The following is a 15,105-nucleotide window of genomic DNA, read 5'->3' as shown; positions in this document are numbered from 1 at the left end:
AATATGCTGAAAAAATTAACGGCGCTTTTTCTGAGCGCGATACTTGCCGCCGGCATGCTGATGGCCTGCGGACCCAAAAACGATATCTCTTCCGGCGCGGGCGAAAAGGATTTCCCCGTTAAGATCGGGGAGGTAACGATTAATCAGGAACCGTCCGGCGTGGCGGTGCTTTCGCCGAATCTTGCCGACGTGATTCTGACGATGGATTACGAGGTTTCGTTAAAGGCCAAGAGTGCGGATTGTACGCAGAGCGATCTGGCGGTCCTGCCGAACGTAACAATGGACGAAGCGCAGAAGATAAAGGACCTCGGCGCCAATCTGGTACTGACCGATACGAAGCCCCCCGAGGCGCAGATGGAAGCATTCAATAAAGCGGGCATCACCGTTTTAACAATTGCCAAAGCAACCGGGCGGGAAGACCTTGACCGGCTTTATTCGCAGGTGGGGTCGGCGCTGAAAGGCGCGAAAACTGGTTATGAACACAGCAAGAAGGCTTCCCAGAGTATCTTCCTTACTATTGACGATATCAGCCGCATCATCCCCAAAAGCAACAAGCCGATCACGGTAGCCTATCTTTACGACACGGACGGCGGGGTGGTTACCGGCGACACTTTGCAGGGGAAACTGATTGAAGCGGCGGGTCTGATCAATGCCGCTTCGGACGGAACCGGCAATAAAATGCCCGTGAATGAATTGCTGATTGCGAATCCGCAGTACATATTCTGCCCGACCGGTGTGAAGGCGAAGCTTGCCGAATCCCCGGAATATAAAAAACTGGACGCGGTGAAGTCGGGCAAGGTTTATGAAATGGATCCGAAACTGATGCTCCTGCAGGGCAGAGGAATGGTGGATGCGGTTACCTTTATCGCCGGAAAAGTCTATCCCCAGCTTTTGGAGGGCACGAATGCTTCCGGCACGTCTTCCACAGGAAGCGCTTCCCCCGGAACAGGCGCTTCCGGAACGTTTGATACGTCGATTACGCTGAAAAAGGGCGATAAGAACGACAACGTCCTGAAAATGCAGAACCGCCTGCAGGAGCTGGGCTATATGTTTGTGAAGCCGTCCGGTGAATTTGCGGAAGGCACGGAACAGAGCGTGAAGGACTTCCAGTTCCTGAACGGCCTGCCGGCAACCGGCGTTGCCGAGCCGAAAACACTGCAAAAACTGTTTTCCGACAACGTAAAAAAACGCACGACACCGTAAAAAAGAACAGAAGAAGAACGCCCCGTACAATCCCTATGCGATGTACGGGGCGTTTATGCATTTCATTTAATGCTTTTCTTTTCCATTCAAGCGACGGTGCATCAACCGGTCAACCGCGTACCGGTTTTGTAGAGGGAAGCGCGGAACAACCCTAAAAGATACTGCCGCAGCAGGTAAGCTTTCCGGGTAAATCCGCGCGGTAGTCGGGCGCCTGGGGGTCAAGGCTGTTGATCACCACGCCGTGGCAGTTGTTGCCCGCGGTGGAGTGGATATACCGCCCGTTCCCAAGGTACATGGCGACATGGCCGGGAAAATACAGCAGGTCGCCTTCCTTGATTTCACTCCGGTCGATTTCATGCACGGGGAAATCCGGCAAAATATGCGCGTCGCGGTAAATGACGACGCCGTTCAAAAGATAGGCCATGGAGCAAAGTCCGCTGCAGTCGATGCCGAGCGGGGTTTTCCCGCCCCAGCGGTACTGGGTGCCGAGGTAGGAAAGCGCGGTTTCCGTAAACGCTTTCCGCAGGGCCGGTTCGTCTTCTTTTTGCCACGCGGTACGGTATTCCCCCAGAAACGCGCCCCAGAGAAAACCTTCGCGCCCGTCACAGAAGCGCACCTTTTGCCAGCCGTCCTGCGCTTCCCCTACGGGGCTTAAAAGGCCGCCGCGCGGGATTTCGCCGATGAGGTGCCCCTGTACCTTAGGCGCGTCCAGAACGTCGGCCCAAGCCTGCAAAACGACCGCTTTCGGCGCGTTCGCCCACTGCTGTACCAGAGTCTGGTGAAAGCAGAGATGGGTTTCGTTTACCCAGCCCTCGTACCGGTAATGCGTGCGCACGTGAACCCACGCGCCGCACCGGCCCAGCACCGCCACGGCCACGCCGCAGAGCGCTTCGTCCGTAATTTCGTTTTCGTGCGGCGGCGCTTCCATCAAGGGGGCGATCGGGGACTTAATCAATGCGTATTCCATTTTACGCCTCTTGAAAATATTCGTAGACCGCCCGGGAAATCCGGCCGATCAGCCTTTTGGAAACCGGATTCTCATCCGTGTCGTCCATGGATTGAGAAACGAAGCAGCCGAAATAGTAGACTTTATCATCCAGATAAAACAGGCCCGAATCGTGCTTCAAATAATCCAGACCGCCGGTTTTGTGCGCGGCGGTGAACGACTCGTCCGCAATATACCGGAACGCCATGCTGTAATCGCGCTGGCGCTTTAAAATTCCGAGCGCCCGGTCGCAGAGCGCGGGGGTCAGGATGGCCTTGCGGTGCAGGGCGGCAAAGACGGTAAGCTGGTTGACGGCGCTGGTGTAATTGTTGCGCCCCCGCTCCACCGCGTCCCAGTCGAGCATTTTGCGCTCCAGAACCGTGGATTCCAGTTTCAGCTTCCGGCAGTACGCGTTGACGGCGTCCATACCCAGCAGCTCGATCAGCACATTTGTGGCGGTATTGTCGCTTGTAATGATCATCCAGGTGAGCAGTTCCTCCAGACGGTATTCCCGCACGCCCCGGTCGAACACGCGGGTGTCCTCCAGAATTTCCTTCGCGGGAACGACGACCGTCTGGTTCAGCTCCAGTTCGCCGTCCCGCACCTTTTTGAGCGCGGCGAGCAGAATCAGCGTTTTGATGGTGCTTGCGGAAACGACCTTCTTTCCGGCTTCAAAGGACAGAAGAGTTTCGCTGCGGGTAAAATCATGGACAAGCAAAGAAACGTCCGCGTTGATATCGTTGATTTCATTTTCCGCGTAATCGCGTAATTCCCTCAGTTTCATAATATCAGTCCAATACGTTTATTTTGCAGGAAATAGAGTTCATTTCGATGGTTTTCCCCAGCGGCAGGGACAGGGCCGGCATGCTGTGGCCGCAGGCCAGATTCATGATCGCAGGCTTGTGTTCGGGTACGATCAGTTCCTGGAACACCTCTTCCAGCGTAAGGGATTTTTCCGGATTTTCCGCTTCGCTTTTCGTAAAGCTTCCAAGGAGGATTCCGGCGCAGTCGCGGAATTTCCCCGCCGCTTTCAGATGGTTCAGCATTCCGTCAATCCGGTACGGTTCCTCGCCGACGTCTTCCAGAAACAGGATTTTATTCCGGGTGTCGATTTCATACGGTGTGCCGAGCGACGAAGAAACCAGCGAAAGGTTGCCGCCGGTCAGTATTCCGCGGGCGCAGCCGCCCACAAGCGTTTCCAGCGGCTTGTTCGCGGGGTTTTGCAGCTCGCCGATCTTTTCCCCAAACAGCACCTTTTTCAGGCTGGAAAGGGTGTATTCGTCCGGATTCATGCAAAGCTCCGTGGAGGGCATGGGGGTGTGGTAGGTGACGAAGCCGCATTTCTGATTAAAGACGATGTGCAGGGCGGTGATGTCGCTGTAACCGCAGAAAACCTTCGGGTTTCTGCGAATGAGGTTCCAATCGATTAAGTTCATCAGGCGCTGGGAACCGTACCCGCCCCGGATGCAGAAAATGCCGTCGATGGTATCGTCCGCGAACGCGTCGCAGACGTCTTTGGCGCGCATACGGTCGTCGCCGGCAAGGTAGCCGTGCGCCCGGCGGCAGCTTTCATAAATAACGGGATTTAAGGAAAGTTCCTCCACCGCCCGGACGGCGGGGCCGAATTTTTCCGGCGGAACCGGGCCGGCGGGCGCAATCAGCGCAACGCGCGCGCCCGGGAACAAGGGTTTCGGTGTAAACATGTAATCACTCCAATGCCTTTTTATACTCCGCAATTTCGGGTTCGTTCGCCAGTACGAAGTGCCCGGGTTCCATTTCGCACCACTCCGGTTTCTTCACCGAATAATCGTGCATGCCCGGGTCGTATACCAGCAGCTTCTTGTTCTTTTCCGCCTGCGGGTCGGGCAGCGGAATCGCGGAAAGCAGCGCGCGGGTGTAGGGGTGCAGCGGGTGCGCGAACAGCGTTTCCGTTTCGGCAAGTTCAACCAGAACGCCTTTGCGGATGACCGCGATGCGGTCGGAAATAAAGCGGACGACGGAAAGGTCGTGCGCAATAAACAGATAGGTAAGGCCGCGCTTTTTCTGCAAATCGGAAAGCAGGTTCAATACCTGCGCGCGGATGGAAACGTCGAGCGCGCTGATCGGCTCGTCGGCGATAATAAACTGCGGCTGCATAATGAGCGCGCGCGCAATGCCGATGCGCTGGCGCTGTCCGCCGGAAAATTCATGCGGGAAACGGCTGGCGAATTCGGGCAGAAGCCCAACGTCCGTCAGCGCCGTGTCAACTTTATCCCGGCGCTCGGCTTCGCTTAAATGTCCGCCGAGGTTATAAAGTCCTTCCGATACAATATAATCCACTTTGGCGCGCTCGTTCAGGCTCGCCATCGGGTCCTGAAAAATCATCTGAATCTCGCGCGTTAGGCGGCGGTCGAGCTCCTTGGATATTTTTCCACTGATCTTTTGGTTTTTATACCGGATTTCGCCGCCGGAGACCGGATTAATGCGGATAATCGAGCGGCCGATGGTCGTTTTTCCCGAACCGGATTCCCCGACCAGCCCGAAGGTTTCCCCTTCGTAGATGTCGAAGCTTACCCCGTTGACGGCATGAAACGGATGCCTGCGCGTGCCGAAGGTGACTTCCAGATTTTTTACCTGAAGCAGCGGTTCCCGGTTCTCAGCCATTCGCGCTCACCCCCTGTCGCAGCTTCCGGATGCTTTCCGGCGGGTCCACTTTGGGCGCGCGCGGGTCCAGAAGCCAGGTGCGCGCCTTGTGGGTGGGGCTTACGTCGAAATACGGCGGGCGCTTCACAAAATCGATTTTCAAAGCGCGCGGGTTGCGCGGCGCGAAAGCGTCGCCCGCAATGTGCGTGAACAGGTTCGGCGGCGCGCCCTTGATGGAATACAGGTTTTCGCCCTTTACGCCGAGCTGGGGCAGCGAAGAAAGCAGCGCCCAGGTGTAGGGGTGGCGGGGATTGTAGAAAACCTCGTCGCATTTGCCGATTTCCACGATATCGCCCGCGTACATCACCGCGATGCGGTCGGCCACGTTGGCGACCACGCCTAAGTCATGCGTAATATATATTGTTGTTAAATCGTATTTAGCCTTTAAATCCTTCAGCAGGTTCAGAATCTGCGCCTGAATGGTTACGTCCAGCGCGGTGGTCGGTTCGTCGCAGATCAGGATTTTCGGCCTGCATGCAACGGCGATGGCGATGACCGCGCGCTGGCGCATGCCGCCGGAAAATTCATGGGGATACTGGCTGAAACGGCGCCCGGCTTCGGTGATGCCGACGTCCTCCAGGATGGAAACCGCCGCTTCCTTCGCTTTTGCGCCTTTCAGCCCCTGATGAAGCTCCAGCGCCTCGCAGATCTGAAAGCCGACGGTTTTGAGCGGGTTCAGGCTGGTCATCGGGTCCTGCAAGACCATGGCCAGCTCCTTTCCGCGGATCGCAAGCCATTCCTTTTCGGTCTTGAATTTGGTGAAATCCTGCCCGTTGTACAAAATTTCGCCGTCCGTAATCCGGCCGTTCGCGTCTAAAAGCCCCATGAAGGTCTTTACCAGAACGGATTTGCCCGAACCGGATTCCCCAACGATAGCGAGGCTTTCGCCTTTGTAAAGGTCGAGGGAAATCCCGCGGATTGCGTTGAGCGTCCGCCCGCGAAGGTCGAATTTTACTTCCAGGTTTTTAACGGATAAAAGAATTTCCTGTTCCATTCTTCAACCTCCTTAAATATGGTTTTTCGGGTCGGACGCGTCGGCAAACGCGTTGCCGATGATGTAAAAGGATATCGTTACAACGGACAGAGCAATCGCCGGGAAGAACAGCTGATACCGGAGCGCGGCGGAGGTCATCAGCACGCGGCCCTCGTTAATCAGGTTCCCGAGCGACGGAATGCTGACGGGAAGGCCCAGCCCGATGTAGGTTAAAAATACCTCGTTGCCGATTGCCGCGGGAATGGCGAGCGCCATGCGGAGCATAATGACCGATACCAGATACGGCAGCAGGTTGCGGAGAATAATCCGGCGGGACGGTGTGCCTAGGCACCGCGAAGCTAAATTGTAGTCCCGGTCGCGGATAATCAGAATCTGGTTGCGGATAAAGCGCGCCATGTCGAGCCAGCCGGTCAGGCACATGGCGATAATCAGCGTAGAGACGCTCGGGCGCATGATATACGAAAACAGAATGAGGATGATGGTCTGCGGAATATTGTCCAGCACATTGTAAATTTCGGTGAACAGCCGGTCGAGCCTGCGGATATAGCCCCACAGAACGCCCATCAGGATACCGAGCACCGCTTCGCTTAAAGCGACGGCGAAACCGATCAGCAGCGACGTGCGCGTGCCGCTCCAGACGCGGCTCCATAAGTCCTGTCCGATGGAATTCGTTCCGAACCAGAACTCCGCGTTCGGCGGCAGGTTGCGGATCTGCATGCCGGAAGCGTCGTTGTAAATCTGCGTGGCGGAACGCTGCCCGGGCAGATGCGGCTGTAAAAAGGCAAACAAAAGAATAATGCCGATCAGAATGAGCAGGGATACGGCGACCCGGTCTTTCAGAAACACCTGAAAGGTGGAGCGCCAGTAGGAATAATCGGAATAGCCCGTTTTTTCAGCCGCCGCCTCGTCGAAGCCGGCGAAGGTAAACAACTCGTCGTCCGGGAGGTTTTTGAAGGATTCGTTGATGCTTTCCTCCACGGCGGCGGTTTTTTTATGCCGTAAAGCCATCAGCGGGCGCCCCCTTTCTTCTCGAAGCTGATACGGGGGTCCATCAGGTTCATCAGGATATCCCCGAAAAGAAGGCCGACAATACCGATCGCGGAGTAAATCAGGACCAGCGCCTGCACCATGTTGTTGTCCTGCCGCTGAATCACGTTGACCAGAAGCCCGCCCATGCCGGGAACGGAATAAAGGGATTCTATGTAAATGGAACCGGCGATGGTGTAAAGGAGCGAAGTCGGCAGGTACTGCACCATCGGGACAAACGCGTTGCGGAAAACATGCTTCTTCATGATGGTTTTGCTGTCCACGCCCTTCGCCCGCGCCAGCCGGATATAATCCTTGTTCAGCTCGTCCACCATATAGCGCCTCAGCCACATGGCGTAGTAGGCGATGTTGCCGAGCGAAAGGGAAACCGTCGGCAGAATCCAGCTTACGGGGTCGGATTCGCTGAACAGAATCGGAAGCCCGAGCCAGTCCGTAAAATACACCTGAATTAAAAGGTAATAGACGGCGGCGGGCACGGCGGTAACAAACACAATAAACGCGGTGCCGAATTTATCCCAGAATTTCGCTTTACTCCGCGCCATTGCGGTACCGAGCGGCAGTCCCAGAAGGAGCGCAATTGCCATGGAAGCAAGGCCCATGAAAATCGAGACCGGCGCTTTGTCGGCGATAATGTCCAGTACCGGCACATTGGGGCGGTAAATGAGCGAATTCCCCAGACTGCCATGCAGCAACTGGACGAAGAAATTCTTGAGCTGTACGGGCAGAGGGTCCAGCAGGCCCATGCTCAGAAGGGCGGCGTGAATCTGGTTCTTGTCCAGCTTGTCGAAGTTCTGGAAGTACCCTTCCACCGGCATGAGCCGCAGAAGGGAAAACACAATGGTAATAATAATGACGAGCGTGACAAGCGATTGAATCAAACGCTTGGCTGCGTATTTCAACATGGCAATGCTCCTTTTAAAGCGGGATACGCAAACCGGGTTGATTCACATAGCCCTGTCAATCAGATTGGTGGTTCCGCCGCGAGACGAAAAATTGATACCATCCTCTGAGGCAACAGAAATGATAGGAAAAAGAGGTACGGGGGGTGCACGGTGCCTTGCGGGGATTTGTCACATTCTGTATGTCTACAACCTGTAATGGCTCCGCCGAAAAACAGCGGAGCCATTATTCAGAAAAGAAATGAATTCTCTCGTGAGCAGTGTTAGCTCTTGGCTTTCGCCAGCGCTTCGGCGCGTTCCGCTTTCCACTTTTTCTCGGCGGCATAATATTCGTCCATGCTCATCGGCTTCGCGAGAAGGTGCTGCCCTTTGTAGCGAAGAATGGAAACGCCGAACGGGGCGTACTGGTAGTCGAATTCGTTCCGCTTCGTAACCTGATAGCCGTCGGTGTTCAGGCCGTACGGAATGACAAACGCGTGGTTAATCAGGAACGCTTCCGCTTTCGCAAACGCGTTGTAGCGCGCGGAAAGGTCGGTGGACTGCGCTTCGGCGGCTTTCAGCAGGGTCGAGTAGGTCTTTTCGCCGTTCGATTCGGTATAGCCCTGCACTTTTTCCGGCTTATTGTAGCTTCCTCCGCCTTCCCCGTTCGCGTCGTTCGGCTGGAACGGGTCGGCAAAAGTCTGCGGGTCGGCGTAATCGGGGCCGAAGTTGCATTTCATCACCGCGTATTTGCCGGAACGGCGAACCGCGGAAAGGAATCCGGTCGAGGGGCCGGCTTCCGGAACAATATCAATGTAATCCTTGCCCAGCGTGTTTTCCAGTTGCTGCTCGATTACCTGGCACTCCTTATCCCAGTTGGCGGTTGACGGATTGTAAGGCATCAGAATCTTAACCGGGAAGGTCGCGCCCGCGGCTTTCAGCTCCGCTTTGGCCTTTTCGGCGTACTGCTTCGCCTTGTCCGCCTGATAGGAATCCCGCGCGGTAATCGCTTTCAGGTCGCCGATATTCGTATAATCGGTACCGTTTAAATCAACCAGATCGGGCGGGGTAACCGTGTTCAGAAGCTGGCTCTTGGGGTTGATCGGTTCGCTGACGGAAAGAGCCTTTACGCGGTCGAGGCCGCAGAGCAGCGACAGGCGGAAGCTTTCGTTGTTCACCGCTTTCTTCCAGTTGTCCGGCTCGTACTTCGCGTCGAATTTCGGGTCGAAATTCAGGCAGAAGAAATAGGAATAACACTGACTGCGGCTGGGGCTTACCAGATTTTTTGTGTCCGCGTTTTTCAGCCAGTCGTCCAGAATATCGGAGGAAATAAAAGTCTTGTCGATTTCGCCGCGCTTGTACATTTCCGGCCCGAGCGTGTTCATTTCCTTATTATAGGTTTCGGTGATTTTGTTGATATAAACTTTATCTTTGTCCCAGTAGGCATTATTTTTCGTGAAAACATGGGAAATCTGCGGCTCGAAGGTGGAAAGGATATAGGCGCCGTTGTAAAGCAGGGAGGTGTTGTCGGTTCCGAAGCCTGCGCCCTTCTGCTTCAGAAAATCCCCGTTTGCCGGAAGGAAGCATACATAAACCAGCATGGAAAGGAAATAGGGAGTCGGCTTATTCAGCGTGTAGGTCAGGGTGTAATCGTCTACCGCTTTTACGCCGACCTGAGAGAAATCGGTGATTTTTTTGTTGTAGTAATCTTCGGCGTTTTTAACGACGCTGTAAAAGATATTGGCGGTTTCCGATTTGTTTGCGCTGTCCAGCAGGTATTTTGCCGCGTCGACGAAATCCTGCGCCTTGACTTCGGCAACTTCCTTGCCCTTATAATCCACCCATTTCACGCCTTTGCGCAGATGGAAAGTCCAGGTGAGCTTGTCGGCGCTCGTTTCCCATTTTTCGGCAAGGCCGGGCTGCGCCACGCCGTATTTGTCGTATTCGATCAGGCCGTCCACGCAGTTTGCCGCGACCGCCTGCTCGGCCTGCGTCCCGGTGGTCAGATAGTTCATCGTGGTGAATTCGCTGGAATACAGCTTGCGGAAGCTATCCGCGGAATCCGTGCTTTTTTTACCGCATCCCGCCAGTGTACCGAGGAGCATCGCGGCGCAGAGCAGTATGGACAGAAACCTTTTCATTTTTAATCCCCTTTTCTTTAAAATAATCACTTTTCGAACGGCGGCAGACTGCCGCCGGATTTAAATGAGGGAACTGTTTGGATTCCGATACCGGGCAGGTCGTTCATTACGATGCGGTTTTCAAGAAAGTCCGGGCCGCCCTCGAACGGGTCGGTTTTGCAGAGGGACGGGCCGTCCAGATCGGCGCGCGTAATAATGCCCTTTGCTGCGGCAAGGTGCGCCGCCGCGCTGACGGCCAGCTTGCTTTCCAGCATACAGCCCATCATGCATTCCACGCCATAGGTTTCCGCAATGGCGCAGATTTTTAAAGCATTGTAAATCCCGCCGGTTTTCATGAGCTTTATATTGATTAAATCCGCCGCGTGCGTGCGGAGAATTTCCAGCGCGTCCCCGGCGGAAAAGACGCTTTCGTCCGCCAGAATCGGGGTGGAGACCGCTTTCGTCACAGCGCGCAGGCCGTCGATGTCGTGCGCCTTTACCGGCTGCTCGCAGAGCTCAATAGCAAGCCCTTCGCGTTCCATTACCGAAAGGATGCGGACGGCTTCTTTCGCGGTCCAGCCCTGGTTTGCGTCGACGCGGATTTTCACGTCTTTTCCCACCGCGTCCCGGATGGCGGCAATGCGCGCAATATCCTTTTCGCCCTCTTTGCCGACCTTGATCTTTAAAATACGAAAGCCGCGTTTTACGGCGGCAAGGCTGTCGCGCACCATTTCGTCAACCGGGTTGACGCTGATAGTCAAATCCGTTTCCAGTTCCCGGCGGTAACCGCCCAGCAGGCGGTACAGCGGCGCGCCATAGCGTTTTCCGAAAAGGTCATAAACCGCCATGTCCACACAGGCTTTGGCGCTGGAATTCTTTTGGATGCAGGAGTGAAGCTTTTGCATAATCCCGTCGATATTTTCAATTTCCATGCCCAGAAGGGCGGGGCGTATGTAATCGCGGATGGCGCAGAGAATGGAACCTTTGGTGTCTCCGGTAATAACCGCGGTGGGCGGTGCTTCGCCGTAACCGGTTTCGCCGGTATCCGCGGTTATCTTTACGACGATATCCTCAATGGCCTCCACGGTGCGCAGTGCGGTTTTAAACGGCGTTACAAGCGGAACAAAAATCTCGCCGACCTCAATTTCTGCTATCTTCAAACGGCTGCCTCCCAAAAATGAAATGCAATTATTGAAAAATAAAAATTCATTTTTTCAAAAAAATATAGATGAATTATACCACTGTAAGGGATAAATGTAAAGGAGAGGATTATAAAAATGAAGCCGAAAATTCAGAAAGTTTCATTACAGCTTTGTCATACTTCATAAGTGAAGGTTTATGAATGCATGTCGTACAGCAGCTTTGCAATGCCCTGAATGGCGCGTTCAAAGCACGGCACGTCCGTTTCGTTCGAGCAGAAACACACGACGAACGGGCGGGGCGCAAAAATGATGCCGACGTCGTGCGTAATGCCGTCGTCTTCGCCGGTTTTATGCGCAATTTCCGCTTTGCCCTTCAGATAAAACGGCATTTTTCCGTTCAGCCGCTGATTTTTCAGCACGGAAAGCATTTCGGCGGAGGCCGCCGGGGAAACCAGCTCCCCGCGGTACATCTGTTCCAGCAGAAAACCGATTTCCTTTGCGCTGATCATATTTTCCAATCCTTTTGCCGCAGCTTCGGAGTCGAAAAGCAGCCGGTTCAGCGTGGTTGCCTTAAGGCCGAGCCCGCGCATGCGGCGGTTCACGGCTTCCATGCCGAACCTTCGAATCAGCAGGTTCGTGGCGGTGTTGTCGCTCAGAATGATCATCAGCGTGTATAAATCCTCAAGGGTGACCTCCAGGCCTTCGTGCAGATAGTTCAGCGCGCCGCAGGAGGGCAGCTTATCTTCCTTCCGGATGCGGAAACGCTCGTTTTTGTCGGCGGTGCCCGCCGCAAGCTGCGCAAAAACTTCGGTAAGGACGGGGATTTTGATGACGCTCGCGGCCATCAGTTCCCGGTCGGCGTTCAGGCCCCACTCTTCGCCGGTTATCAGATCTTTATAGTAAAATCCTGTTTTGCCGGGGATTTCCCTCAGCATGGAAAGGATTTTTTCCTTCATGACGTTCGCTTCCATTTCCTTATTTTTTTACATTATAACCGGATTCCTATAGCAATACAAGAAGATTTCTCGCTTTAAAGTGGTTCATAAGTAAAAAGAGCGGCGGCAAGGTTCTGCTTATAATGATTCACGATCCGAACAAATATTACAAATTCTAAGCTCTGATTGTATAAATTATACAAATATTTTCCCTGTCTTACGTTAGAATTTGCTATAGATGCAAAGAAATTTAATATAAGTCAAAAGAAAATTATATGGATTTCCGAATTTCCGAAAGTTATACTATCCAATAGAACAGTGCAAACGGATTGAATTTTGTGCAAATGCACAATAAGAAGTCTGCACAATAATAAAAAAGAAAGCAGGGGATTTTACAATGAAAAAAATGGCTGCATTAATTCTTGCCGTATTGATGATGGCATCGGCGGCAGTCGGCTGCTCCAGTTCATCGGCGGAAAGCAAAGCCGCTCCGGCGGAGAGCAAGGCGGCGGAGAGTGCCGCGGAAAGCAAGGCGGATGCTTCCGATACAAACATCGGCGTCTGCATCTACAAGTTCGACGATACATTCATGACAGGTGTCCGCAACAATATGACTGCCCAGGCCGGTACATTGGGCGCGAAGCTGGACATCGTGGATTCCCAGAACAAACAGCCTACCCAGAACGAGCAGGTGGATACATTTATAACGAAGGGCGTTAACGCGCTGGCAGTCAACCCGGTTGACCGCACCGCGGCTGCTCCGCTGGTCGAGAAGGCAAAAGCGGCTAGTCTCCCGATCGTATTCCTCAATCGTGAGCCGGAAGCAAGCGTTATGAAGAGCTACGACAAAGTTTGGTATGTCGGAGCGAAGGCGGAGCAGTCCGGAACCATGTCCGGTGAACTCATCGCGGACTACTTCAAGAAGAATAAAGAAGCCGACAAGAACCACGACGGCGCAATCCAGTATGTTATGCTGCAGGGCGAGCCTGGCCATCAGGACGCAACCCTCCGCACCATGTATTCCGTCAAGGCGATCGAAGACGCCGGCTTTAAGACCCAGAAACTGGCCGCCGATACGGCAATGTGGGATAAAGTTAAAGCCACAGACCTTATGAACACCTTCATCTCCTCCCAGGGTCTCGACAAGATCGAAGCCGTCCTCGCGAACAACGACGACATGGCTCTCGGCGCAATCGAAGCACTGAAGGCACAGGGCTACAACAAGGGCGACAAAGCCAAGTATATCCCGGTTGTCGGTGTTGACGCGACGGCTCCGGCGCTGGCGGCAATGGCGGACGGTTCCATGCTCGGCACGGTTCTGAACGACGGCGAAAACCAGGGCAAAGCGACTGTGAACATTGCGGCTGCCGCTGCACAGGGCAAGGAAATCAACAAGGCAAACGTCGGCTATGATGTTACAGACGGCAAATACGTTTGGATTCCTTATGTAAAGGTAACAGCAGAAAACTACAAGCAGTTCCAGAAATAAGCGCTGGTTCCCTGCTGAATAGCGATTCAAGGCGATATCTGTTCAACGGGGAACGGCAAAGCGTCCGCTTTCCGTTCCCCGTTGATTTTGGTAAAAGGAGGTATGGTGTATGGGCGAATATGTGTTGGAAATGAATAACATTACAAAGGTCTTCCCGGGCGTAAAAGCGCTGGACAACGTCAGCCTGAAAGTCCGCCCCGGCAGCGTGCACGCGCTGATGGGCGAAAACGGCGCCGGGAAATCCACGCTGATGAAATGTCTTTTCGGGATTTATCAGGAAGACGGCGGGGAAATTATTTTAGACGGCAAGCGTGAAAATATAACCAGTTCAAAGCAGGCCCTCGATTTGGGCGTATCCATGATCCATCAGGAGCTTCACCCAATCCGTTTCAGACCGGTTATGGAAAATATCTGGCTCGGCCGCTTCCCCATGATGGGAATCGCAGTCGACAAAAAGGCCATGATCCGTAAAACAAAAGAGCTTTTTAAGGAAATCGAACTGGACATCAATCCGGAGGTCCTCGCGGGCAGCCTGTCTGCTTCCAACCTGCAATTGGTGGAAATTGCAAAGGCTGTCAGCTACAATTCGAAGATTATTATTATGGATGAACCGACATCTTCCTTAACGGATAATGAAACGGAGCATCTGTTTAAAATTATACGTCAGCTGAAAGCAGGGGGATGTGCAATCATTTATATCTCCCACAAAATGGAGGAGATTCTGAAGATTGCCGACGAAGTCACCATCATGCGCGACGGGCAGTACGTGGGAACCTGGCCTGCCGGTGAGCTGACCACCGACCTTATCATCAGCCGCATGGTCGGCCGTGATATGACAAACCGGTTCCCGCCCCGAACGCACACCCCGGGCAAGGAAGTCGTACTGAAGGTTACGGATTTGTGCTCGCCGCTGAAAAGGTCCTTCCAGCATGTCAGCTTTGAGCTGCACCGGGGGGAAATCCTGGGAATCGGCGGCCTCGTGGGCGCGCAGCGCACCGAAGTGGTGGAAGCGCTTTTCGGGCTTCGCACCATTGAATCGGGCGAAGTGGAAAAGGACGGCGAGGTCTTTAAGGTGAAATCCGTTCAGGACGCAAAGAGGCACGGCATTGCCCTTCTGACCGAAGAGCGCCGCGCAACCGGCGTTTTCGGTATTCTTTCCGTACTGGACAACACCGTAATTGCCAGCCAGAAGAACTACGCGAACAAAGGCGTGCTCCAAAAGCGTAAGCGCGTCAAAGCGGCGGAGGAATCGAACCGGCAGCTCAATGTAAAAACGCCTTCGCTGGAAACGCTGATGCAGAACCTTTCGGGCGGCAACCAGCAGAAAGTGCTGATTGCGCGGTGGCTGCTGACCCACCCGGATATCCTTATTCTGGACGAACCGACGCGCGGCATCGACGTCGGCGCGAAGTACGAAATTTATACGATTATGCTGGATTTGGTAAAACAGGGAAAATCCATCATTATGATTTCCTCTGAAATGCCGGAGCTTTTGGGCATATCCGACCGGATTATGGTTATGTGTGAAGGCCGTGTATCCGGTGTTCTGAACCGCGACGAGGCGGATCAGATCAAAGTCATGCAGCTGGCCACGAAGTTTGCCCAGTAGAATCAGAAAAGAAAGAGAGGT

The 15,105-nt window shown here is 54.0% G+C and carries 13 protein-coding genes; 3 read left to right on the top strand and 10 right to left on the bottom strand.

The genetic code is table 11. The annotated features are described in order from the left end of the window. Positions 1-3 precede the first annotated feature (3 nt). On the top strand, positions 4-1,203 hold the full coding sequence (locus tag OUY18_RS05100) for a peptidoglycan-binding protein (protein ID WP_268057654.1): 1,200 nt from the start codon (positions 4-6) through the stop codon (positions 1,201-1,203). Positions 1,204-1,354: 151 nt separating this feature from the next. On the opposite strand, the gene OUY18_RS05095 is transcribed toward OUY18_RS05100, so the two are convergent. The 10 genes from OUY18_RS05095 to OUY18_RS05050 form a co-directional block, all read right to left on the bottom strand. Further along, the gene (locus OUY18_RS05095; protein ID WP_268057653.1) at positions 1,355-2,170 is read right to left on the bottom strand and encodes an NlpC/P60 family protein; all 816 of its coding nucleotides are present in this window, start codon (positions 2,168-2,170) and stop codon (positions 1,355-1,357) included. A 1-nt stretch (position 2,171) separates the two neighbouring features. Next, complete coding sequence (locus OUY18_RS05090) at positions 2,172-2,972, bottom strand: serine hydrolase (RefSeq protein ID WP_268057652.1); 801 nt, start codon at positions 2,970-2,972, stop codon at positions 2,172-2,174. A 4-nt stretch (positions 2,973-2,976) separates the two neighbouring features. Further along, positions 2,977-3,891 (bottom strand): S66 peptidase family protein, encoded by a 915-nt coding sequence (locus OUY18_RS05085; RefSeq protein WP_268057651.1) that lies wholly within the window; start codon positions 3,889-3,891, stop codon positions 2,977-2,979. A gap of 4 nt (positions 3,892-3,895) precedes the next feature. Continuing rightward, a complete protein-coding gene (locus OUY18_RS05080; protein WP_268057650.1) occupies positions 3,896-4,831 on the bottom strand; it encodes an ATP-binding cassette domain-containing protein in 936 nt (311 codons plus the stop codon). Further along, complete coding sequence (locus tag OUY18_RS05075) at positions 4,824-5,864, bottom strand: ABC transporter ATP-binding protein (RefSeq protein ID WP_268057649.1); 1,041 nt, start codon at positions 5,862-5,864, stop codon at positions 4,824-4,826. The genes OUY18_RS05080 and OUY18_RS05075 overlap by 8 nt, the downstream gene beginning before the upstream one ends. Before the next feature lie 12 nt (positions 5,865-5,876). Further along, positions 5,877-6,872: an ABC transporter permease gene (locus OUY18_RS05070; RefSeq protein ID WP_268057648.1), complete on the bottom strand. Its 996-nt coding sequence runs from the start codon at positions 6,870-6,872 to the stop codon at positions 5,877-5,879. Then, a complete protein-coding gene (locus OUY18_RS05065) occupies positions 6,872-7,813 on the bottom strand; it encodes an ABC transporter permease (RefSeq protein ID WP_268057647.1) in 942 nt (313 codons plus the stop codon). The genes OUY18_RS05070 and OUY18_RS05065 overlap by 1 nt, the downstream gene beginning before the upstream one ends. A gap of 260 nt (positions 7,814-8,073) precedes the next feature. Continuing rightward, entirely contained in the window at positions 8,074-9,930 is a 1,857-nt protein-coding gene (locus OUY18_RS05060) for a peptide ABC transporter substrate-binding protein (RefSeq protein ID WP_268057646.1), read from the bottom strand. A 26-nt stretch (positions 9,931-9,956) separates the two neighbouring features. Continuing rightward, positions 9,957-11,069, bottom strand: a complete 1,113-nt coding sequence (locus tag OUY18_RS05055) for a dipeptide epimerase (RefSeq protein ID WP_268057645.1) — start codon at positions 11,067-11,069, stop codon at positions 9,957-9,959. A 176-nt stretch (positions 11,070-11,245) separates the two neighbouring features. Then, positions 11,246-12,007, bottom strand: a complete 762-nt coding sequence (locus tag OUY18_RS05050; protein ID WP_268057644.1) for a serine hydrolase — start codon at positions 12,005-12,007, stop codon at positions 11,246-11,248. A gap of 376 nt (positions 12,008-12,383) precedes the next feature. Between OUY18_RS05050 and OUY18_RS05045 the strand changes: the two genes are divergently transcribed. Together OUY18_RS05045 and OUY18_RS05040 are read left to right on the top strand one after the other, a co-directional pair. Then, positions 12,384-13,475: a galactose ABC transporter substrate-binding protein gene (locus tag OUY18_RS05045; protein ID WP_268057643.1), complete on the top strand. Its 1,092-nt coding sequence runs from the start codon at positions 12,384-12,386 to the stop codon at positions 13,473-13,475. 109 nt (positions 13,476-13,584) lie between these two features. After that, a complete protein-coding gene (locus tag OUY18_RS05040; protein WP_268057642.1) occupies positions 13,585-15,084 on the top strand; it encodes a sugar ABC transporter ATP-binding protein in 1,500 nt (499 codons plus the stop codon). Positions 15,085-15,105 lie beyond the last annotated feature (21 nt).

Source organism: Caproiciproducens galactitolivorans (assembly GCF_026672255.1).
Classification (GTDB): Bacteria; Bacillota; Clostridia; order Oscillospirales; family Acutalibacteraceae; genus Caproiciproducens; species Caproiciproducens galactitolivorans_A.
This window is presented reverse-complemented; position numbering and strand designations above follow the sequence as displayed.

Bases quoted from the DNA above. Each gene is read 5' to 3' on its own strand.
- OUY18_RS05100 (WP_268057654.1), top strand. From the start codon at position 4: ATGCTGAAAAAATTAACGGCGCTTTTTCTGAGCGCGATACTTGCCGCC.
- OUY18_RS05095 (WP_268057653.1), bottom strand. From the start codon at position 2,170: ATGGAATACGCATTGATTAAGTCCCCGATCGCCCCCTTGATGGAAGCG.
- OUY18_RS05090 (WP_268057652.1), bottom strand. From the start codon at position 2,972: ATGAAACTGAGGGAATTACGCGATTACGCGGAAAATGAAATCAACGAT.
- OUY18_RS05085 (WP_268057651.1), bottom strand. From the start codon at position 3,891: ATGTTTACACCGAAACCCTTGTTCCCGGGCGCGCGCGTTGCGCTGATT.
- OUY18_RS05080 (WP_268057650.1), bottom strand. From the start codon at position 4,831: ATGGCTGAGAACCGGGAACCGCTGCTTCAGGTAAAAAATCTGGAAGTC.
- OUY18_RS05075 (WP_268057649.1), bottom strand. From the start codon at position 5,864: ATGGAACAGGAAATTCTTTTATCCGTTAAAAACCTGGAAGTAAAATTC.
- OUY18_RS05070 (WP_268057648.1), bottom strand. From the start codon at position 6,872: ATGGCTTTACGGCATAAAAAAACCGCCGCCGTGGAGGAAAGCATCAAC.
- OUY18_RS05065 (WP_268057647.1), bottom strand. From the start codon at position 7,813: ATGTTGAAATACGCAGCCAAGCGTTTGATTCAATCGCTTGTCACGCTC.
- OUY18_RS05060 (WP_268057646.1), bottom strand. From the start codon at position 9,930: ATGAAAAGGTTTCTGTCCATACTGCTCTGCGCCGCGATGCTCCTCGGT.
- OUY18_RS05050 (WP_268057644.1), bottom strand. From the start codon at position 12,007: ATGAAGGAAAAAATCCTTTCCATGCTGAGGGAAATCCCCGGCAAAACA.
- OUY18_RS05045 (WP_268057643.1), top strand. From the start codon at position 12,384: ATGAAAAAAATGGCTGCATTAATTCTTGCCGTATTGATGATGGCATCG.
- OUY18_RS05040 (WP_268057642.1), top strand. From the start codon at position 13,585: ATGGGCGAATATGTGTTGGAAATGAATAACATTACAAAGGTCTTCCCG.